The sequence below is a fragment of the Pseudomonas sp. BS-2016 genome, assembly GCF_001806145.1.
In the GTDB taxonomy this organism is placed as follows: domain Bacteria; phylum Pseudomonadota; class Gammaproteobacteria; order Pseudomonadales; family Pseudomonadaceae; genus Aquipseudomonas; species Aquipseudomonas lundensis.
In genome coordinates this window covers 26112-46432 of the sequence record NZ_MLCT01000025.1, presented here as the reverse complement: position 1 = coordinate 46432, position 20321 = coordinate 26112, and the positions used below count along the sequence as shown (strand labels likewise).

Here is a 20321-nt window from a genome sequence, read left to right as displayed (position 1 = left end):
GTGTTCAGGCGGTTGTATGCCAAACTCAGCCCTTTCGGGCTTGCCTAACAGGATTTATGCTCCCCTTGTCACCGAGTTTGCTCCCCAGCCTCGCCGCCGCATGTCTATACGCCGCTGCGACTTTCTATCAAGGCAATTGCTTGCGCCACGGCGCAAAGGCAAACAAACGCCTGTTGGTGACGCTCGGCATCCTTGCCGTCATCACCCACGCCGCGAGCCTTTTTACCCACTTGATGACCCCCGCCGGGCTGGAGCTGGACTTTTTCAGCGCCGCCAGTCTGATTGCGGTCGCCGTGATTGCCGTCACGCTGGTCGCCTGCGCCCGCATCCCGGTCGAGAACCTGCTGCTGCTTCTATACCCGCTGGGCGCCCTGACCGTGCTGCTGTCTGAATTTGCCCCGCCCGGCACGGTGCAAGTCATTAATGAACAGCCCGGCATCCTCGCCCATATCCTGCTGTCGATTTTGGCTTACGGCATGTTCACCATTGCGGTGTTTCAAGCGCTGCTGCTGTCATTGCAAAACCATCAGCTCAAACACAAGCACCCCAAGGGCCTGATCAAAAACTTCCCGCCGCTGCAAACCATGGAAAGCCTGCTGTTTGGTTTCTTGTGGGCGGGCTGGACGTTGCTGTCGCTGTCGCTGATCTCGGGCTGGCTGTTCCTGGGCAATCTGTTTGCTCAACACCTGGTGCACAAAACGCTGTTGGCGTGCCTGGCCTGGATCGTGTTCAGCGTGCTGCTGTGGGGTCGCCATCACCTCGGATGGCGCGGCCACAAAGCCATCCGCTGGACGTTTGCCGGGTTCTGCCTGCTGATGCTGGCCTACTTTGGCAGCAAGCTGGTTCGTGAATACATTCTGCATATTTGACGGGCGATGATTATGGATAGCTTGCCCCCCGGGCCGCTGCTGGCCTTATTGGCCCTGGTGTTTGCAGGACTGGGCTTCTGTATTGGACTGCTGTCGCGCAGGTCGCGATCCGTGGTCCAGCGTGCCGAACCCCACTCGCCTCACAGCGCCCTGCCCCAGGAGGACGACGAACCCAATCATCGCCCGCCCTTGCTGGCCGGCATCCACGCGCTGGATAACATCACCGTCAATGACATCCTGATCCCGCGCAGCGAGGTCGAAGGCCTTAACCTCGACGACCCGATTGAAGACCTGATCGAGCAGTTACGCCAGACCAAACGCACGCGCCTGCCGGTGTTCCATAACGACATCAATCAGGTTGAAGCGATCCTCAACACGCGCCACATCCAGCACATGCTGCCGGACGCCAGCCTGACCAAAGAGGCGATTCTGGCCGTTTGCCACGAACCCTACTTCATCCCTGAAAGCACCCCGCTGCATTTGCAGCTGCTGAATTTTCACAAACAGCAGCGCCGTATCGGCATCGTGGTGGATGAATACGGCGAAGTGCTCGGCATTGTGACTCTTGAGGACATCCTCGAAGAGATCGTGGGCGAATTCGAAAACGAGCAAAACGTCGATAACCCGCACATTGAGCCGCTGCCCGATGGCCGTTACGTGGTGGACGGCGCGGCATCGATTCGCGAGCTGAATAAAAGCCTGGGTTGGCAACTGCCCTGCGACGGGCCCAAAACCCTGAACGGACTGGTCACCGAGGCCCTGGAAACCATCCCGGAAACCACGGTATGCCTGAAAATTGGCCGCTACCGACTGGAAATCCTCGACACCGAAGATAACCGTATCAGCCGCGTGCTGATCTGGCACAACAGCGTCAAGCCCGCGGCCTGATGGCCGCGCCGGGCCTTGTTCGATTCCGGCAGGGCTCCCTATAATCACTCCCGCTTACCCAAGCCCCGCCAACAGGCGTGCTACCCGCGCGCTGCGTCCCCGGCGGGTTGTTGTTCGCAGTACCTGCGTGCGTTCCCATCCCGAACGGCGCTTGCACCCTGATATCCCTCGGGGCCAACGACCATAACAATCGCTCAGCCTCGCCTCGCTCCCCGCCCAGGCCAGCCATGAGCACATAACTGTCAGGGATATGCACATGACCTCCAGCACCACTTACAGCGAAGCCTCATCCGAAAAACCGGCCAACTCAGCCGCCCGCGTGGCCACCGCCAGCTTTATCGGAACCGCCATCGAGTTCTACGACTTTTATGTGTACGCGACGGCCGCCGCGCTCGTCATCGGGCCGGTGTTCTTTCCGCAGACATCCGGCACCGCACAAATGCTGTCGGCTTTTCTGACCTTCGGCATCGCCTTTCTCGCACGCCCGCTGGGCTCATTTCTGTTCGGCCATTACGGTGACCGCATTGGCCGCAAGTCGACACTGGTGGCCTCGCTGTTGCTGATGGGCGTGTGCACCACGCTGATTGGCGTGCTGCCGGGCTATGCCACGATCGGTGCTTGGGCGCCCATCCTGTTGTGTGTGCTGCGTTTTGGCCAAGGGCTGGGTCTGGGCGGGGAATGGGGTGGCGCTGCCTTGCTGGCCACTGAAAACGCGCCAAAGGGCAAACGCGCCTGGTTCGGCATGTTCCCGCAGCTGGGCCCCTCAATTGGCTTTCTGGCGGCCAATGGTTTGTTTTTGACGCTGGCCATGACCCTGAGCGATGAGCAGTTCCGCGCTTGGGGCTGGCGAATTCCATTCCTGCTGAGCGCGGCGCTGGTGATGGTGGGGCTGTATGTGCGCCTCAAACTTGAAGAAACCCCCGTATTCGCCAAAGCCGTGGCGCAACACGAACGGGTGAAGATGCCGATCGTCGAGCTTTTCAGCCAGTACTGGGCGCCGATGCTGTTGGGCGCAGCGTCGATGGTGGTGTGTTACGCGCTGTTTTACATCTCGACGGTGTTCTCCCTGAGTTACGGGGTGTCGACCCTGGGCTACACCCGCGAAACCTTCCTCGGCCTGCTGTGCTTTGCCGTGCTGTTCATGGCGGCCGCCACGCCACTCTCAGCCTGGGCCAGCGACCGCTGGGGACGCAAACCGGTGCTCATCGTCGGTGGCGTACTGGCGTTGCTGTCAGGTTTTTTGATGGAGCCATTGCTCACCCACGGCACCACATGGGGCGTGGCGCTGTTTTTGTGTATTGAACTGTTTTTGATGGGCGTGACCTTTGCGCCGATGGGCGCGCTGCTGCCCGAGCTGTTCCCAACACGCGTGCGCTATACCGGCGCGTCGGCCGCGTACAACCTGGGCGGGATTGTCGGTGCGTCTGCGGCACCGTTCTTCGCGCAAAAGCTGGTCAGCATGGGTGGTTTGAGCTGGGTCGGCGGGTACGTATCAGGTGCGGCGCTGCTCAGCCTGATCGCCGTGCTGTGCCTGAAGGAAACGAGGGAGGCTGACCTGAACAAGGTCGCGTGAAGCGGCTTGGGAGCTTGTGGTCGCTGCCGCCCGGTGCGGCAGCGACCACACCGATTTACAGCTCGACCACCACGGCCTTGGCGGCACGTGTGGCTTTGGCGCGTGCGGCCTCGATCGATTCGTCACGGGCCAGGGCTACGCCCATACGGCGCTGACCGTTGACTTCTGGCTTGCCGAACAGGCGCAACGCGGTATCAGGCTCGCTCAGGGCGGCGCCCAGGTTGGCAAAAGCCGTCTGGGTGGATTGCCCTTCCACCAGAATCACAGCCGACGCCGACGGCCCGAACTGACGAATCAGGGGAATCGGCAGACCGAGGATGGCGCGCGCGTGCAGCGCAAACTGCGACAGGTCCTGAGAAATCAGCGTGACCAGCCCCGTGTCATGCGGGCGCGGCGACACTTCGCTGAACCAGACCTGATCGCCCTTGATGAACAGCTCGACGCCGAACAAGCCGCGTCCGCCCAGCGCCTCTGTCACCGCTTTGGCCACACGCTCGGATTCAGCCAGCGCAATCGGGCTCATGGCCTGCGGCTGCCACGACTCCTGATAATCGCCGTTCTCCTGACGATGCCCCACTGGCGCACAGAATGTGGTGCCGCCGATGTGGCGCACGGTGAGCAAGGTGATTTCGTAATCAAAGTCGATAAAGCCTTCGATAATGACCCGACCTTTCCCGGCACGGCCGCCTTCTTGCGCGTAATCCCAGGCTTTTTGCACATCATCCGCACTGCGTAGCAGGCTCTGGCCTTTGCCCGACGAACTCATGACCGGCTTGACCACACACGGGAAGCCGAGGTCTTGCACGGCACGGCTGTAGTCTTCAAATGTGTCTGCAAAGTGATAAGGCGAGGTCGGCAGGTCCAGTTCTTCAGCGGCCAGACGCCGGATGCCTTCACGGTTCATGGTCAACGCCGTGGCGCGGGCAGTCGGGATGACGGTAAAGCCTTGCGCTTCCAGCTCGACCAGCGTGGCGGTCGCGATGGCTTCGATTTCCGGCACGATGAAGTGCGGCTTCTCAGCTTCGATCACGGCCCGCAAAGCTGCACCATCGAGCATGTTGACCACGTGACTGCGATGCGCCACCTGCATGGCCGGGGCATGGGCGTAGCGATCAACGGCAATCACTTCGACACCCAAACGCTGCAATTCGATGACAACTTCTTTACCCAGCTCGCCGCAGCCACACAGCAATACGCGGGTCGCGGTCGGCGACAGTGGAGTTCCGATACGGGTCATTTCAGGTCCTCAAGGAAACAAATCATCGAAGGCGCTCGCCAGGCCAGCGCCTGCTGGGGGAGAAAGGCCGGCATTTTACATGATCCGGGCCGCGTGACCTTATCGGGCCGCTGCTTTGCGCATTCGCCAGGCCATGGCCAGCCACACGCAGGTTACGCCCGCGAACTTGGAGCCCATGGCGGTCAGGATCACGCCGGGGGTAAACGCATCGATCATGCCGAAGAAAATGAAGGTATCGATCGGGATACTCAGCGCGGAGCTGATCCATAGCCGGTCGTGCAACGGGCGCCTGGTGAGGCTGAACACCAGCCAGTCAATGCACTCGGACACGGCAAACGCGGTGGCGCTGGCCAGGGCAATGGAAGGGTCTGAAGTGACGTACGACAACACCAGTGCCGCCAGCATGGCCGCAATGGCGCCATGACCAAAGCGGGTTTGCACCATGTCGCGCAGGACAAATACCAGCCCGCCCCAGGCCGACCAGATGATGTCCAGGTGCGGCGCCGTGGAAAACGCGTAGTTGATGAGCACAACGCTGGCGATATAAGCGACGAGAAACAACATGGTAACGGGAGACACCTGTGGGCAAGGCGCACAGGGTACTTGAGTCATGCCTGTATTTGTAGTCGCTGGCGCAGCGACTACGCCGCTCAGCCCGGGCCGTTCAGCATCCACATCACGCCACGGGAGGTGGCCCGCTCATGGCACAACACCAGCACGTCGCGACGCTCAGCGTTGGTCATGCAGCTCCAACGGGTGATTTCAGCCACGGTGCGCTGGCAGCCCGTGCACACGTCATCGTCGTCCAGTGCGCAAATGTTCACGCAGGGGGACGCCACCGGGCGCTGCGGATCATTCACGATGACTGCTCTTCAAGGTCGCGGGCGTACCGCTGGCCATTTTTCACATAATGGGCCGCACTGGCTTGCAGCAACGCTTTCTGCTCGTCAGTGAGGTCGCGGACCACTTTGCCGGGCGACCCCATGACCAGCGAACCGTCGGGTATGACCTTGCCTTCGCCAATCAGGGAATTGGCTCCGATGATGCAGTGCTTACCAATCTTTGCGCCGTTGAGGATCACGGCGTTGATCCCGATCAGGCTGTAGTCGCCGACCGTGCAGCCATGCAGCATGGCGTTATGACCAATGGTCACGCCCGTGCCCAGGGTCAGCGGGTAGCCCATGTCGGTGTGCATCACGGCGCCGTCCTGCACGTTGCTGTCCTTGCCGATGAGAATCAGCTCGTTATCGCCGCGTAAAACGGCGTTGAACCACACGCTGGCGCCTTCTTCGAGCCGGACGCGACCGATCAACGTGGCAGTGGGCGCGGTCCAGCTGTCAGGGTGAGTGTCGACGCACGCGTCGCCCAAACGGTATTTCATGGCAAAGTCCTCAAGGCAGGCATGACCCTGTGAGCAGGGTTCTAGAAGGTGATAAAGCGCTCTGGCGGGGTGTGCAGGTTGATATTCACGTCGTCATAGAGCAGGTTCATTAACTCAACGATCATGATCGCGGTCAGCCCCCAGATTTTGTACACACCGAAGCGGTAACTCGGCACGTACCAACTGCGGCCCTGATAGTCGATACGGTGCGTGTGTTCGCGCGGGTCCTGGCGAAAGAAATCCAGGGGCACGCTGAACACGGCCGCGATTTCCGCATCGTTGGCCAGGTATTCCACATAGTCCGGCACAACTCCGACGAAGGGCGTCACACGAATGCCGTGCAGGGAGATCAACGGGCTCAGCGGGCCAATGACTTCGACCAGCCCCGGCGGCAGGCCGATTTCTTCTTCAGCTTCGCGCAGGGCCGTGAACACAAGGTCCGGGTCCTCGGGGTCACGTCGACCTCCGGGGAATGCCACTTCGCCGCCATGGGTTGAGAGGCCGCTGGCGCGCAGGGTCAAAATCAATTCAGGCTCATCACTGCGGGTCACGGGCAGCAACACCGCAGCCTCGGGGAAATTGCGCTCTGTCACCAGCGTTCGCGGGGTATAGCGGCTCACGCGGCCAAGCAGCTCGTCCAGCATAGGTCATCTCGATCCGTCACTTATCGGGCATCATGCACCAAATCACCCAAAGCACCCAAGCCCCACACTGTCGCAGCACGCCATGCGGCACTTGCCCAAGCCCCGCCAGAACCGCCAAGATAGGCGCCACACCAGAGAGCTCAGCATGAAATTTTGCAGCCAGTGCGGCCATTCCGTCAGCCAACACATCCCGCAGGGCGATTCGCGCCTGCGCTACGTGTGCGACCACTGCCAGACCATTCATTACCAAAACCCGAACATCGTTGCCGGGTGCGTTCCGACGTGGGGCACTCAAGTCTTGCTGTGCAGGCGCGCAATCGAACCGCGCAAAGGGTTCTGGACGCTGCCCGCCGGCTTTATGGAAAACGGAGAAACCGTTGAGCAGGCCGCGCAACGCGAAACCCGCGAAGAAGCCTGTGCCGAAGTCGCGAACCTGAGCATCTATACCTTGATCGATGTACCGCACATCAATCAGGTGCATATTTTCTACCGCGCCGAACTGCTGAACCGCGACTTTGCGGCCGGTGAAGAGAGCCTTGAAGTGCGCCTGTTCGACGAAGCCGACATCCCTTGGTCAGAGCTGGCTTTTCGCACGGTCAGCCGTACCTTAGAATGCTTTTTCGCTGACCGGCCGGGGCAGGTCTATCCGGTGCGCAGCGAAGCCGTGCCGCCCTTGGCAGGCCTGATCAAACCTCAACAATAAATACAGTGCTCGTCACCCCCACTGCACCTCTAGGGATACCGCTCCATGCGTTGGTTGTTTACCGCACTCTGCCTGTCATTTGCTGTTACGTGCCAAGCCGCCGTTGTCGTCACCATCAACGGCAAGCCGGTCGATAAAAATGAAGTGATCCAACCGCATCGTTCGTCGCAGCCCGCCCGCGCGTCTGCCCCGGTGGAAAAAATCCTGGTGCTCAAGTCGGCTCGCCAGCTGCAGTTGATCAGCAACGGCAAACCGATCCGCACGTACCGCATTTCATTGGGCAAGCAACCCAAGGGGCCGAAAACCCGTGAAGGTGACAAGCGCACCCCGGAAGGCCTGTATTGGGTCGACTGGCGCAAGAAAAGCGAGAAATTCAACCTCGCCATGCACATCTCCTACCCCAACATTAGCGATGCCGCACAGGCCCGCCGCGAAGGGGTGAGCCCGGGGTCAATGATCATGATTCACGGCACGCCCGACACCGAAGAAAACCCGGAGAACCTGTTTCACACCCTGGACTGGACCGATGGCTGCATCGCCATGAAGAACTATGAAATGCGTGAGGTGTGGAACCTGACCAAAGACGGCACGATGGTCGAAATTCGCCCCTAAGCACCAGGCTCTACGCAACAAAAAGCCCGCTGACCGTTACCGGTTCAGCGGGCTTTTTGTTGCAGTGCCAGGCTAGATGTCCGCCAGGCGCCACACTTCATAGGCAGGCGTTTCGTACGGGTGGCTGAGCTTGAGCGCAGCCACCACCGCCTGGATCAGATCATCGGCCACCACCAGCTCAACCTTCCATTCCCCGACATACTCGACCGCGCCGGTTTGCCCGATGAACGGCTGACTGCCGTCCAGCGCACGAAACTGGCCCTGGCCCATGGTCTGCCAGGCGCAGTGGTCGTAGTTGCCGATGCGACCGCCACCGGCAGCGAACACGGCATCCTTGACCCCATCCACATGGCTGGGAGGCACGAAAAAGCTGAGCTTGTACATCGCGCTTAATCCACCCAGACGCGAGCGTTACGGAACATGCGCAACCAAGGCGCATCTTCGTTCCACTCTTCAGGGCGCCACGAGTTTTGCACGGCGCGGAATACACGCTCCGGGTGCGGCATCATGATGGTCACACGACCGTCACGGCTGGTCAGACCGGTAATCCCGCGCGGCGAACCGTTCGGGTTGGCCGGGTAGCTTTCAGTGACTTTGCCGTGGTTATCGACGAAACGCAGTGCCACGGCACCGGACAAGTCCGCTTGCAACATGACTTCTTCGCTGGCGAATTCAGCATGACCTTCGCCGTGTGCAATGGCGATTGGCATGCGCGATCCGGCCATGCCTTGCAGGAAGATCGAGTTCGACTCCTGCACCTGCACCATGGCGACACGAGCTTCGAACTGCTCGGAGCGGTTGCGCACAAAGTGCGGCCACAACTCGCTGCCCGGGATCAGTTCGCTGAGGTTGGACATCATCTGGCAACCGTTGCACACGCCCAGCGAGAAGCTGTCGGAACGCTCGAAGAAGCTCTGGAACGCATCCCGCGCACGGGTGTTGAACAGTGCCGACTTGGCCCAGCCTTCACCGGCGCCCAGTACGTCACCGTAAGAGAAGCCACCGCAGGCCACCATGCCTTTGAATTCGTTCAGGTCGACACGGCCGGCCAGAATGTCACTCATGTGCACGTCAATGGCGTTGAAACCGGCACGGTCAAACGCCGCGGCCATTTCAACCTGACCGTTGACGCCCTGCTCACGCAGTACCGCCACTTGCGGGCGAATGCCCTTCTTGATGTAAGGCGCGCTGATGTTGTGGTTGACGTCAAAGCCGAGCTTGACCGTCAGGCCCGGGTTGTCTTCTTCCAGCAGCACGTCGAATTCCTGATCGGCGCACTCGGCGTTATCACGCAGGCGCTGGATCTGGTAGCTGGTTTGTGCCCACTGACGCTGCAGGGAACCGCGCTGACCTTCGAACACCGTCTCGCCCTTAAGGCTGATGGTGACTTCGCTGTTGTTCAGCGGCTGGCCGATCACGGCGACGCACTCACCCAGGCCTGCAACGCTGAACTGAGCCAGCACTTCGGCCGTCGCATCCTGACGCACCTGAATCACCGCGCCCAATTCTTCGTTGAACAGGATGGCCGGGATTTCACTGGCGTTTTGCGTCAGGCAATCGAGGGTCAGGTTCAAGCCGCAATGACCGGCGAAGGCCATTTCCAGCACGCTGGTCATCAGGCCACCGTCGGAACGGTCGTGGTAAGCCAGCAAATGGCCGTCGGCATTGAGGCCCTGGATCACAGCGAAGAAGGCTTTGAGGTCTTCGGCGTCGTCGACGTCTGGCGCCTGCTTGCCCAGCTTGCCGTAGGTTTGCGCCAGGATGGACGCCCCCATGCGGTTCTGGCCACGGCCCAGGTCGATCAGGATCAGGTCCGTCAGGCCTTTGTCCATGCGCAATTCGGGGGTCAGGGTCTGGCGGATATCCACCACCGGAGCGAAACCGGTGACCACCAGCGACAGCGGCGAGGTCACGCTCTTCTCGGTCCCCTCTTCGTTCCAGCGCGTTTGCATCGACATCGAGTCTTTGCCGACCGGGATGGTAATCCCCAGCTCAGGGCACAACTCCATGCCGACCGCTTTCACGGTGTCGAACAGACGGGCGTCTTCACCCGGATGACCGGCAGCGGACATCCAGTTGGCCGACATTTTGATGTCGGACAGCTTGCCAATGCGCGACGCTGCAATGTTGGTCAGGGTCTCGCCGATGGCCATGCGGCCCGAGGCCGGCGCATCCAGCAGGGCCAGCGGTGTACGCTCGCCCATGGCCATGGCTTCGCCGGTGTAGACGTCAAAACTGGTGGCAGTGACGGCCACGTCAGCCACCGGCACTTGCCAAGGGCCAACCATTTGATCGCGCGCGACCAGACCGGTAATGGTGCGGTCGCCAATGGTGATCAGGAAACTTTTGCTGGCCACCGCCGGGTGATGCAGAACGCGCTCGACGCACTCGCCAATGCTCAAGGTCGCCGGATCGAAATCATCGCCCAGTTCCTGCTCGCGCACGGCAGAACGGTGCATGCGTGGCGCCTTGCCGAGCAGTACTTCCAGCGGCATGTCCACCGGGTTGTTACCGAAGTGGCTGTCGGTGACGGTCAGTTGCGGCTCGGCCGTGGCCTCACCGACCACAGCAAACGGGCAACGCTCGCGTTCACAGATGGCCTGGAAACGCTCGAAGTCCTCAACGCCCACAGCCAGTACGTAACGTTCCTGAGACTCGTTGCTCCAGATTTCGTGCGGGGCCATGCCCGGCTCGTCGTTCGGAATGTTGCGCAGTTCGAAACGGCCACCCCGGTCGCCATCGTTCACCAGCTCGGGGAACGCATTGGACAGGCCGCCCGCACCCACGTCATGGATGAAACTGATCGGGTTCTTGTCACCCAGCTGCCAGCAGCGGTCGATCACTTCCTGGCAACGGCGTTCCATTTCCGGGTTTTCGCGCTGCACCGATGCGAAGTCCAGATCCGCCGAGCTTGCGCCGGTGGCCATGGAAGACGCAGCACCGCCGCCCAGACCGATAAGCATGGCCGGGCCGCCCAGCACGATCAGTTTGGAACCGACCGTGATTTCGCCTTTTTGAACGTGTTCGGCGCGGATGTTGCCCATGCCGCCCGCCAGCATGATCGGCTTGTGATAACCGCGTACTTCGTCGCCATGGGGCGTGCTGATCGATTGCTCGAACGTGCGGAAGTAGCCGGTCAGTGCCGGACGGCCGAATTCGTTGTTGAACGCGGCGCCGCCCAATGGGCCTTCAATCATGATGTCCAGCGCGTTGACGATGCGCTCAGGCTTGCCGTACGGCACTTCCCACGGCTGTTCAAAGCCCGGGATTTGCAAGTTGGATACGGTGAAACCGGTGAGCCCGGCCTTAGGCTTGGCGCCACGACCGGTGGCACCTTCGTCGCGAATTTCGCCGCCCGAGCCGGTGGCCGCCCCGGGGAACGGAGCAATGGCGGTCGGGTGGTTGTGGGTCTCGACTTTCATCAAGATGTGCACCGGCTCCTGCACCGCACCGTACTGGCGGGTATCAGGGTTCGGGAAGAAGCGGCCGGCCACGCTGCCAACAATGACCGACGCGTTGTCTTTATAAGCCGACAGAACACCTTCGCTGTGCATCACGTAGGTGTTTTTGATCATGCCAAACAGGCTTTTTTCCTGATTTTGGCCGTCGATGTCCCAACTGGCGTTGAAAATCTTGTGGCGGCAATGCTCGGAGTTGGCCTGGGCAAACATCATCAGTTCGATGTCATGCGGGTTGCGGCCCAGACCGTTGAAGGCATTGACCAGATAGTCGATTTCGTCTTCTGCCAGCGCCAGGCCCAGCTCGACGTTGGCTTTCTCCAGCGCAGCACGCCCGCCACCGAGCACGTCAATCGCCGTCAGCGGCTTGGGTTCGGCATGGCTGAACAGACCGGCAGCCTGCTCCAGGTCGCCCAACACGATTTGCGTCATGCGGTCATGCAAGGCGTCGGCAATCAGTTGCGCCTGGGCGTCACTGAATTGACCGGCCACATAGAAAGCAATGCCGCGTTCCAGGCGCTGGATCTTGGCCAGGCCACAGTTACGGGCAATGTCGCTGGCCTTGCTCGACCAGGGCGAGATGGTGCCAAACCGCGGCAACACCAGGAACAGTCGGCCACTCGGCTCTTGAACCGGCACACTTGGACCGTACTTGAGGAGACGAGCCAGTACCAGTTGCTCGTCGCTGGTCAATTCGCCTTTAACATCGGCGAAGTGGGCGAATTCAGCGTACAAACCGCTGACAGCTGGAACCTTTTGGCTCAGTTGTGCGAGAAGTTTGTTGTGGCGAAAGGCAGAAAGGGCAGGAGCGCCGCGCAGGATCAACATCTTCGGGACAGCCTCGGGAGGGGTGTGCTTTGAGGCCCGGCATTCTAACGTAAACCGTTGGCCTCGGCACCCGAAACGGCACACCAAGCGCACGCCAAACGTCGTTAATCGATCAGGGCCTTATTCTTTGTGGCTATCAGCGCGCGTGCGGCTGGTCGATTCAGCTCTTTAAAGCCCCCTCAACCCCCCATTTCACAAGGGTTTGAGCAGTTTTGGGGGTTGTTATCAGAATGGCTACATATTGTCGAGATATGGCACCCGCCCTGCTTTGCGTATACTGCGCGCATGTTTTCTCTATCAGCAATCCGCCCGCGCTGCGCCAAATGGCTCCTCGCAACCGGACTCTTCCTGATGCTCGGTGCCTGCGTTGAAAAACCCAGCACTCTGGAGCGTGTAAAGGAGGACGGGGTACTGCGGGTCATTACTCGTAACAGCCCGGCCACTTATTTTGAAGACCGCAACGGCGAAACCGGCTTCGAATACGAGCTGGTCAAACGCTTTGCCGACGACTTGGGTGTCGAACTCAAAATCGAGACCGCTGACAACCTGGATGACATGTTTACCCAGTTGGGCCAGCCTGACGGCCCTGTGCTGGCTGCTGCCGGACTGGTCAGCAGCGAGAATCGACTCAAACAAGCCAAGTTTTCCCACCCATACCTCGAAGTCACGCCCCAGATCATCTACCGCAACGGGCAGTCGCGCCCTACCTCTGCCGCTGATCTGGTAGGCAAACGTATTACCGTCCTTAAAGGCAGTTCCCACGCAGAACAGCTTGCCGAACTGAAGAAACAATACCCTGGCATTGAATACGACGAATCCGACGCCGTGGAAGTGGTCGACCTGTTGCGCATGGTCGATGAGGGGCAAATCGACCTGACCCTGGTGGACTCCAACGAAGTGGCCATGAACCAGGTGTATTTTCCCAATGTGCGCGTAGCGTTTGATCTGGGTGACGCCCGCAGCCAGCGCTGGGCGGTGATGGCAGGCGAAGACAACAGCCTGCTGAACGAGATCAATGCTTATCTGGACAAGGTCGAAAAGAACGGCACGCTGCAACGCCTCAAGGACCGTTACTACGGCCACGTGGACGTACTGGGTTATGTGGGCGCCTACACCTTCGCCCAGCACTTGCAGCAGCGCTTGCCCAAGTACGAAAAATTCTTCAAGGATGCCGCCAAGAAAGAAGGCATCGACTGGCGCCTGCTGGCGGCCATGGGCTACCAGGAATCGCTGTGGCAACCGACTGTCACCTCAAAAACCGGTGTTCGCGGGCTGATGATGCTGACGCAGAATACGGCGCAGGCCATGGGTGTGGCCAATCGGCTGGATGCCAAGCAAAGCATTCAGGGCGGCGCTAAGTACCTGGCGCTGATCAAAAGCGAGCTGGACGACGACATCCAGGAGCCAGATCGTACCTGGTTTGCCCTGGCAGCCTACAACGTCGGCGGCGGGCATCTGGAAGACGCACGCAAACTGGCCAAGAAAGAAGGCCTGAACCCGAACAAGTGGCTGGACGTCAAAAAGATGCTGCCCCGCCTTGCGCAGAAGCAGTGGTACAGCAAAACCCGTTATGGCTACGCCCGCGGCGGCGAGCCCGTGCACTTTGTGGCCAACATCCGTCGTTACTACGACATCCTGACATGGGCCACGCAGCCGCAGCTTGAAGGCGACCAGGCGGCTGACAGCAAGCTGCACATTCCCGGCATCGACAAGACCAAGCCCAAAGAAGAACCCCAGCTGTAGCGGCGGCTCTTCATTGCTGCTGCGGTTCGAGGCGGCTTATCCGGCGATCAAGTGCCTGTCGCACCCGCACCGCGCAGTTTGCGCCGCTTGAAAGCGTAAATGCCCTCAGTGCCTGGCGGCTGCCACAATCAACGCTTTCATTTCCGAGACGGCCGACTTGAAGCCTACGAACAGGGCATGCGCCACCAACGCATGACCGATGTTCAGCTCATTGATGCCTTTGATGGCGGCCACGGCCTCAACGTTGTGGTAATGCAGGCCATGCCCGGCATTGACGATCAGCCCTTGAGCCAGACCACAGGCCACGCCTTGCGCTACCCGTTGCAGTTCTTGCGCCACCTCGGCGGGGGTTTGCGCATCGGCATAACGACCGGTGTGCAATTCAATCGCCGGCGCACCGACTCGCTTCGATGCCTCGATCTGACGCTCATCGGCATCGATGAACAGCGACACTTCACAGCCAATCCGGCTCAAGCGCTCAACCGCTGATTTAATCCGGGCTTCCTGCCCCGCCACGTCCAACCCACCCTCCGTGGTCAGTTCCTGACGGGTTTCAGGCACCAGACAGATGTGCGCCGGACGAATGCGCTCGGCAAACGCCATCATTTCTTCGGTCACGCCCATCTCGAAATTCATGCGGGTTTGCAGCACATCCTTGAGCAACAACACGTCGCGCTCTTGAATGTGGCGGCGGTCTTCACGCAAGTGCACGGTGATGCCATCGGCGCCCGCCTCTTCAGCGTCCAGCGCGGCCTTGACCGGATCAGGGTAACGCGTGCCCCGAGCCTGACGCAGCGTGGCTACGTGGTCGATATTCACGCCGAGAAGGATGCGATTGCTTTGGGTCACGAGGGCTCTCCTGAAGAGTTGAAGATTCGGCGCACAGCATACCGGTCTATTCAGGGCTTGCGAAACAACTCACGACTGGCCAGGGGCTTGCCCGCCAAGTGAACCGCCAATGCCTGGCGCATCAAACGCTTGGCCGCCGACAACGCACCCGCGGTGGTCCAGTCAGCCTCGGCCATGGCCTGTAGCTCAGCGCCGTGAAACAACCCCGGCTGTACCAGATAAATGCGCTCCAGCCCGGCATCGACCTGCAAACGGTACATGCCGTCACTGGCTATCGGCTCACCCTGAATGTCCCGAGAAAGCGAAAACCCGTACCCCAAATCATCCAGCAAGCGCCATTCGAAGGCCCGTAGCAGAGGTTCCAGCGGTCGACCTTCGGCCAACGCCAGGAGGGTGGCTGCGTAGTGATCAAAGACCGCGGGGTGCGGGTCTTCAGCCGGTAGCAAGCGCACTAACAATTCATTGAGATAAAGACCGCTGAATAACGCTTCGCCATTGAGCCAGGTGGACACCCCGGCGCTCTCCATGCGCCCGACGTTTTTTAGCTCGCCGCGCCCGCGAAACTCGATTTCCAGAGGGACAAAAGGCCGCGCCAACGAACCGGCCTTGCCCCGCGCACTGCGCAGCACTGCCCGCAAACGCCCTTGCGGCGTGATGAAATCCACCAGCGCACTGGTTTCACGGTAGGGGCGGCTGTGCAGGACGTAGGCAAGTTGCGCGGCAGGAGGGGAACTGGACATGGCAGGCACGCCTCTGTGAAAACGAAAAGCGCCCTCACCTTGCCTCTTGGGGAAGAGGGACTGGAAGTAAAAGCACATCTACGCAGCACTGCTGCTCCCCCCGTTCCTGCAGGAACGGGGGGAATGAAAAGCTGCCGTTACAGGTCGCCGTAGCCCAACGAACGCAAGGCGCGCTCGTCGTCGGACCAACCACCCTTCACCTTCACCCACAGGTTAAGCATGATTTTGGAGTCGAATAGCAGCTCCATGTCCTTGCGCGCTTCAGTGCCAATACGCTTGATGCGCTCACCCTTGTCGCCAATGATGATTTTTTTCTGGCCGTCACGCTCCACCAGAATCAAGGCATGGATATGCAGGGTTTTGCCCTGCTGCTTGAACTCTTCGATTTCGACGGTGATCTGGTACGGCAGTTCTGCACCCATCTGGCGCATGATCTTTTCGCGGACCAGCTCGGCGGCCAGGAAGCGGCTGCTGCGGTCGGTGATCTGGTCTTCTGGGAAGAAATGCTCGTTTTCCGGCAGGTGATCGGCAATCACACGCTCAAGCGCGTCCAGGTTATGGCCGTGCTGAGCCGAGATCGGGATGATCTGCGCGTTCGGCAGTTGCGCCTGCAGCCAGCTCAGGTGCGGCATCATCTCGGCTTTGTCTTCGATGCGATCGGTCTTGTTCAACGCCACGATCAGCGGGCCGGTCACGTACTGCACGCGCTCCAGTACCATCTGGTCTTCGTCGGTCCACTTGGTGCGGTCCACGACAAAGATCACCACGTCGACGTCTTTCAACGCTGCCGAAGCGGTTTTGTTCATGTAGCGGTTCAGGGCTTTCTCGCCACCCTTGTGCATGCCCGGGGTGTCGACGTAAACCGCCTGCACACTGCCTTCGGTTTTAATGCCGAGCATGTTGTGACGAGTGGTTTGCGGCTTGCGCGAAGTGATCGCCAGCTTTTGACCGAGGATATGGTTGAGCAGCGTGGACTTACCCACGTTTGGTCGGCCAACAATGGCGACATAGCCACAGCGTGTTGCAGTTGAATCAGTCATGGCCATTCTCCACGCCAAGGGCAATCAGTGCTGCAGCGGCCGCTACCTGTTCGGCAATGCGACGGCTCACACCCTGACCCCGGCTTTTTTCATTCAATAAGGCAATTTCGCACTCTACAAAGAAGGTGCGGCAATGCGGTTCGCCCTGGATATCCACCACTTCATAACGCGGCAGCTCACAGGCACGCGACTGCAGGAACTCTTGCAGTCGGGTTTTCGGATCTTTGTTGGTGTCGACCAGGGTCAACGTCTCGAACTCGCTGGCCAGCCAGGCCAGTACGCGGTCGCGGGCCACTTCCATGCCCGCATCCAGGTAGATGGCGCCGATCAGCGCTTCAAGGGCATCGGCCAGAATCGACTCGCGACGGAACCCGCCGCTTTTCAGCTCGCCCGAGCCCAGGCGCAGGTACTCGCCCAACTCGAAACCACGGGCCAGTACGGCGAGGGTTTCGCCCTTGACTAGGCGGGCACGTAAACGCGACAGCTGGCCTTCGCGAGCCAACGGGAAGCGATCAAACAGCGCTTCACCGGCTACAAAATTGAGGATCGCATCACCGAGAAACTCAAGACGCTCGTTATTGCGCCCCGCGAAGCTGCGGTGTGTGAGGGCCAGAACCATCAGTTCCTGGTCCTTGAAGGTGTAACCGAGCTGCTGCTCTAAACGATTTAATGAAAAACTCACGATTTACCCACGCTGAGTTCGTGGCCGAATGTCACCACCGGACCGATATTAGGGATCAGTGATGCTCGTTTATCGCATAGCAAATGGACGGGGAACAGGCTGTTCGCCGCCGTCGCACTTAACGCTTTGTTCAAATCCACATCCTGAATACTGTTGCCGCCGTGCCTGACGCTGCACGGCGGTTGTAAGAACCGTCAGGCCGCCGATTTATACGGCCACCTGAAAAGCATTCGGCGCTGTTATTAACAGCGCCGTTTTGGCTACTTGATCAGACCCACTCGCGAGAAGTTCGGCAAATGGCTCATTTTCGGTTCGGGCCAGCTCATCCAAACAGCGAAGGCCTTGCCGACGATATTCTTGTCGGGGACCATGCCCAGCTCGTCTTTGGGAATGTTCGGATCATCCCAATAACGGCTGTCGTTCGAATTGTCGCGGTTGTCACCCATCATGAAGTAATGCCCGGCCGGAACCGTCCATTCATGATCAGGCGGTGTGCGGTAGCGGCTCATTTCCTTGCGGATCATGTGCTCCACTTCGCCCAGTTTCTCTTTGTACAGTTGTGCGCTGCCCAGCGTGCCGGGCTCGGCCCCCACCAGCGTCTCGGCAACCAATTGATCGTTGACGTAGAGCTTTTTGTCGCTGGTGTAACGGATCTTGTCGCCCGGCAGGCCCACTACACGCTTGATGTAGTTGACGGTCGGATCGCTCGGGTAGCGAAACACCATCACATCGCCCCGCTGCGGATCACCCACTTCGATGACTTTCTTGTCGATCACCGGCAGGCGGATCCCGTAAGAAAACTTGTTCACCAAAATGAAGTCGCCCACGTCCAGCGTCGGCTTCATCGAGCCGGACGGAATCTGGAACGGCTCAACCAGAAACGAACGCAGCACCAGCACGATGAACAACACCGGGAAAAACGACTTGCCGTATTCAACCAGCAGCGGTTCTTTGTTGAGCTTCTCGACCACCTGCATATCGGCCGGCTGGACGCTGGCCTGATAGTTGGCAACAGCCTTGCGCCGGCGAGGCGCCAGGAAGACCAGATCGAGCAGCGCCAGCAAACCGCAGACGGCTACAGCAATGACCAGCAACAGCGGGAAATTTAGTGACATAGGACCTAACTATCCAACCTGAGCACTGCAAGGAAGGCTTCTTGTGGAATTTCCACGTTACCCACTTGCTTCATGCGTTTTTTACCGGCCTTTTGCTTTTCCAACAGCTTGCGCTTACGGCTAACGTCACCACCGTAGCATTTGGCCAGTACGTTCTTTCTGAGTGCCTTGACAGTGGTTCGCGCCACAATCTGCCCGCCAATGGCGGCCTGAATGGCGACATCGAACATCTGACGCGGAATCAGTTCTTTCATTTTTTCGGTCAGTGCACGCCCTTTGTAGTGAGCGTTGTCACGGTGAACGATCAAGGCCAGTGCATCGACCTTCTCACCGTTGATCAGCACGTCGAGCTTCACCAGGTTGGCAGACTGGTAACGGTCAAAGTGGTAATCGAGCGAAGCATAGCCGCGACTGGTGGATTTGAGACGGTCGAAGAAGTCCAGAACCACTTCGTTCATCGGCAAATCGTAGGTCACTTGTACCTGTGTGCCCAGGAACAGCATGTCGTGTTGAACGCCACGCTTCTCAATGCACAGGGTAATGACGTTGCCCAGGTGCTCTTGAGGCACAAGAATGTTGGCACGCACGATAGGCTCGCGCATGTCTTCAATCATGGACAGGTCCGGCAGCTTGGACGGGTTGTCGACGTAAATCGTTTCACCGGTCTTGAGCAGCAACTCGAAAATAACGGTTGGCGCGGTGGTGATCAGGTCCAGGTCGTACTCGCGCTCCAGGCGCTCCTGAATGATCTCCATGTGCAGCATGCCGAGGAAGCCGCAACGGAAGCCGAAGCCCAGTGCGTCGGAGCTTTCCGGGGTGTATTGCAGCGACGAGTCGTTCAGCGTGAGCTTTTGCAGCGCATCGCGGAAGTCTTCGAAGTCGTCGGAGCTGACCGGGAACAGACCGGCGTACACCTGCGGCTGAATGCGTTTGAAGCCGGGCAGGACGTCCACATCCGGGGTGGAACTCAAGGTCAGGGTGTCGCCCACTGGCGCGCCGTGAATGTCCTTGATACCCGCGATGATGAAACCTACTTCACCGGCTTTGAGGTCGGCGGTCGCCGTGTGCTTGGGGTTGAATACACCGACGCTGTCCACCAGGTGGATCTTGCCGGTGGACTTGACCAGAATCTTGTCGCCCTTTTTCACACGGCCGTGGCGCACGCGAACCAGGGACACAACGCCCAGGTAGTTGTCGAACCAGGAGTCGATGATCAACGCTTGCAGCGGATCTTCGATGTTGCCGGTCGGTGCAGGAATGGTGTGCACCAGACGCTCGAGCACTTCATCGACGCCCAGGCCGGTCTTGGCGCTGCACGTTACGGCGTCGGTGGCATCGATACCGATGATCTTCTCGATTTCTTCCTTCACCCGATCAGGATCGGCTTGCGGCAGGTCGATCTTGTTCAGAACCGGCATGACCTCAAGGCCCTGCTCGATAGCGGTGTAGCAGTTGGCGACGGACTGGGCCTCTACGCCCTGCCCCGCATCGACCACCAGCAAGGCACCTTCACAGGCCGCCAGCGAACGGCTGACTTCATAGGTGAAGTCAACGTGGCCGGGGGTATCAATGAAGTTCAACTGGTAGGTATTACCGTCTTGCGCCTTGTAATACAGAGTAACGCTGTGGGCCTTGATGGTGATCCCGCGCTCACGCTCGAGGTCCATGGAGTCCAGCACCTGGGCTTCCATTTCACGGGCAGTCAGGCCGCCGCACATCTGGATGAAACGATCGGCCAGCGTCGACTTGCCATGGTCAATGTGGGCGATGATGGAGAAATTGCGGATATGACTCAAATCACTCACGGGTCAACACTCAAAAAAAGTCGCAGGCAGACTGCCCGCCGAAAAATAGCCGGGAATTGTACCTGTGATCGCGACGAGCGTCACGTTTACAGGCCAATGCTCCCCCACAAAAAAGCCCCTGTCGCGGGACAGAGGCTTTTGGTTCGAGCTTTAC

The 20321-nt window shown here is 59.7% G+C and carries 18 protein-coding genes and 1 pseudogene; 6 read left to right on the top strand and 13 right to left on the bottom strand.

What is annotated here, in order from left to right; all coding sequences use genetic code 11:
• Positions 1-56: 56 nt before the first annotated feature.
• From BKD70_RS14845 to BKD70_RS14835, 3 genes and pseudogenes are all read left to right on the top strand, one after another.
• On the top strand, positions 57-869 hold the full coding sequence (locus BKD70_RS14845) for an inner membrane protein YpjD (RefSeq protein ID WP_047277368.1): 813 nt from the start codon (positions 57-59) through the stop codon (positions 867-869).
• A gap of 162 nt (positions 870-1031) precedes the next feature.
• Positions 1032-1757, top strand: a pseudogene (locus BKD70_RS14840) (transporter associated domain-containing protein); the annotation flags it as partial.
• A gap of 256 nt (positions 1758-2013) precedes the next feature.
• Positions 2014-3330, top strand: coding sequence for an MFS transporter (locus BKD70_RS14835; RefSeq protein ID WP_047277453.1), 1317 nt, complete (start codon positions 2014-2016; stop codon positions 3328-3330).
• A 55-nt stretch (positions 3331-3385) separates the two neighbouring features.
• On the opposite strand, the gene purT is transcribed toward BKD70_RS14835, so the two are convergent.
• From purT to BKD70_RS14810, 5 genes are all read right to left on the bottom strand, one after another.
• Complete coding sequence (gene purT, locus BKD70_RS14830) at positions 3386-4567, bottom strand: formate-dependent phosphoribosylglycinamide formyltransferase (protein ID WP_047277370.1); 1182 nt, start codon at positions 4565-4567, stop codon at positions 3386-3388.
• A gap of 99 nt (positions 4568-4666) precedes the next feature.
• Positions 4667-5131 carry a VUT family protein gene (locus tag BKD70_RS14825; RefSeq protein ID WP_047277372.1) on the bottom strand — a complete coding sequence of 155 codons (465 nt, stop codon included), beginning with the start codon at positions 5129-5131 and terminating at the stop codon, positions 4667-4669.
• Between the two features lie 86 nt (positions 5132-5217).
• Positions 5218-5427, bottom strand: a complete 210-nt coding sequence (locus BKD70_RS14820; RefSeq protein ID WP_047277374.1) for a DUF1289 domain-containing protein — start codon at positions 5425-5427, stop codon at positions 5218-5220.
• Complete coding sequence (locus BKD70_RS14815; protein ID WP_047277376.1) at positions 5424-5948, bottom strand: gamma carbonic anhydrase family protein; 525 nt, start codon at positions 5946-5948, stop codon at positions 5424-5426. The genes BKD70_RS14820 and BKD70_RS14815 overlap by 4 nt, the downstream gene beginning before the upstream one ends.
• A gap of 41 nt (positions 5949-5989) precedes the next feature.
• Entirely contained in the window at positions 5990-6592 is a 603-nt protein-coding gene (locus tag BKD70_RS14810; protein WP_047277378.1) for a CoA pyrophosphatase, read from the bottom strand.
• A 145-nt stretch (positions 6593-6737) separates the two neighbouring features.
• Here BKD70_RS14810 and BKD70_RS14805 point away from each other — a divergent pair, with 145 nt between their 5' ends.
• Positions 6738-7295, top strand: a complete 558-nt coding sequence (locus tag BKD70_RS14805; RefSeq protein WP_047277380.1) for an NUDIX hydrolase — start codon at positions 6738-6740, stop codon at positions 7293-7295.
• A 45-nt stretch (positions 7296-7340) separates the two neighbouring features.
• Entirely contained in the window at positions 7341-7907 is a 567-nt protein-coding gene (locus tag BKD70_RS14800; protein WP_047277381.1) for a murein L,D-transpeptidase family protein, read from the top strand.
• A 72-nt stretch (positions 7908-7979) separates the two neighbouring features.
• Here BKD70_RS14800 and BKD70_RS14795 read toward each other — a convergent pair whose 3' ends face one another.
• Positions 7980-8291 carry a YqfO family protein gene (locus BKD70_RS14795; protein ID WP_047277383.1) on the bottom strand — a complete coding sequence of 104 codons (312 nt, stop codon included), beginning with the start codon at positions 8289-8291 and terminating at the stop codon, positions 7980-7982.
• Positions 8292-8296: 5 nt separating this feature from the next.
• On the bottom strand, positions 8297-12193 hold the full coding sequence (purL, locus tag BKD70_RS14790) for a phosphoribosylformylglycinamidine synthase (protein ID WP_047277385.1): 3897 nt from the start codon (positions 12191-12193) through the stop codon (positions 8297-8299).
• A 285-nt stretch (positions 12194-12478) separates the two neighbouring features.
• Between purL and mltF the strand changes: the two genes are divergently transcribed.
• Positions 12479-13936 (top strand): membrane-bound lytic murein transglycosylase MltF, encoded by a 1458-nt coding sequence (gene mltF, locus BKD70_RS14785; protein ID WP_047277387.1) that lies wholly within the window; start codon positions 12479-12481, stop codon positions 13934-13936.
• Between the two features lie 105 nt (positions 13937-14041).
• Here mltF and pdxJ read toward each other — a convergent pair whose 3' ends face one another.
• The 6 genes from pdxJ to lepA all read right to left on the bottom strand — a co-directional run bounded on the left by pdxJ (position 14042) and on the right by lepA (position 20167).
• Entirely contained in the window at positions 14042-14785 is a 744-nt protein-coding gene (gene pdxJ / locus BKD70_RS14780; RefSeq protein WP_047277389.1) for a pyridoxine 5'-phosphate synthase, read from the bottom strand.
• Positions 14786-14835: 50 nt separating this feature from the next.
• A complete protein-coding gene (recO, locus tag BKD70_RS14775) occupies positions 14836-15525 on the bottom strand; it encodes a DNA repair protein RecO (RefSeq protein WP_047277391.1) in 690 nt (229 codons plus the stop codon).
• A gap of 137 nt (positions 15526-15662) precedes the next feature.
• The gene (gene era / locus BKD70_RS14770) at positions 15663-16565 is read right to left on the bottom strand and encodes a GTPase Era (RefSeq protein WP_047277393.1); all 903 of its coding nucleotides are present in this window, start codon (positions 16563-16565) and stop codon (positions 15663-15665) included.
• Entirely contained in the window at positions 16558-17247 is a 690-nt protein-coding gene (gene rnc, locus BKD70_RS14765) for a ribonuclease III (RefSeq protein ID WP_047277395.1), read from the bottom strand. Before rnc ends, era begins: the two co-directional genes overlap by 8 nt.
• Before the next feature lie 260 nt (positions 17248-17507).
• On the bottom strand, positions 17508-18362 hold the full coding sequence (gene lepB, locus BKD70_RS14760; protein ID WP_047277397.1) for a signal peptidase I: 855 nt from the start codon (positions 18360-18362) through the stop codon (positions 17508-17510).
• 5 nt (positions 18363-18367) lie between these two features.
• Positions 18368-20167, bottom strand: coding sequence for a translation elongation factor 4 (lepA, locus tag BKD70_RS14755; RefSeq protein WP_047277399.1), 1800 nt, complete (start codon positions 20165-20167; stop codon positions 18368-18370).
• Between the last annotated feature and the right edge of the window lie 154 nt (positions 20168-20321).

Bases quoted from the DNA above. Each gene is read 5' to 3' on its own strand.
- BKD70_RS14845 (WP_047277368.1), top strand. From the start codon at position 57: ATGCTCCCCTTGTCACCGAGTTTGCTCCCCAGCCTCGCCGCCGCATGT.
- BKD70_RS14835 (WP_047277453.1), top strand. From the start codon at position 2,014: ATGACCTCCAGCACCACTTACAGCGAAGCCTCATCCGAAAAACCGGCC.
- purT (WP_047277370.1), bottom strand. From the start codon at position 4,567: ATGACCCGTATCGGAACTCCACTGTCGCCGACCGCGACCCGCGTATTG.
- BKD70_RS14825 (WP_047277372.1), bottom strand. From the start codon at position 5,131: ATGTTGTTTCTCGTCGCTTATATCGCCAGCGTTGTGCTCATCAACTAC.
- BKD70_RS14815 (WP_047277376.1), bottom strand. From the start codon at position 5,948: ATGAAATACCGTTTGGGCGACGCGTGCGTCGACACTCACCCTGACAGC.
- BKD70_RS14810 (WP_047277378.1), bottom strand. From the start codon at position 6,592: ATGCTGGACGAGCTGCTTGGCCGCGTGAGCCGCTATACCCCGCGAACG.
- BKD70_RS14805 (WP_047277380.1), top strand. From the start codon at position 6,738: ATGAAATTTTGCAGCCAGTGCGGCCATTCCGTCAGCCAACACATCCCG.
- BKD70_RS14800 (WP_047277381.1), top strand. From the start codon at position 7,341: ATGCGTTGGTTGTTTACCGCACTCTGCCTGTCATTTGCTGTTACGTGC.
- BKD70_RS14795 (WP_047277383.1), bottom strand. From the start codon at position 8,291: ATGTACAAGCTCAGCTTTTTCGTGCCTCCCAGCCATGTGGATGGGGTC.
- purL (WP_047277385.1), bottom strand. From the start codon at position 12,193: ATGTTGATCCTGCGCGGCGCTCCTGCCCTTTCTGCCTTTCGCCACAAC.
- mltF (WP_047277387.1), top strand. From the start codon at position 12,479: ATGTTTTCTCTATCAGCAATCCGCCCGCGCTGCGCCAAATGGCTCCTC.
- recO (WP_047277391.1), bottom strand. From the start codon at position 15,525: ATGTCCAGTTCCCCTCCTGCCGCGCAACTTGCCTACGTCCTGCACAGC.
- era (WP_047277393.1), bottom strand. From the start codon at position 16,565: ATGACTGATTCAACTGCAACACGCTGTGGCTATGTCGCCATTGTTGGC.
- lepB (WP_047277397.1), bottom strand. From the start codon at position 18,362: ATGTCACTAAATTTCCCGCTGTTGCTGGTCATTGCTGTAGCCGTCTGC.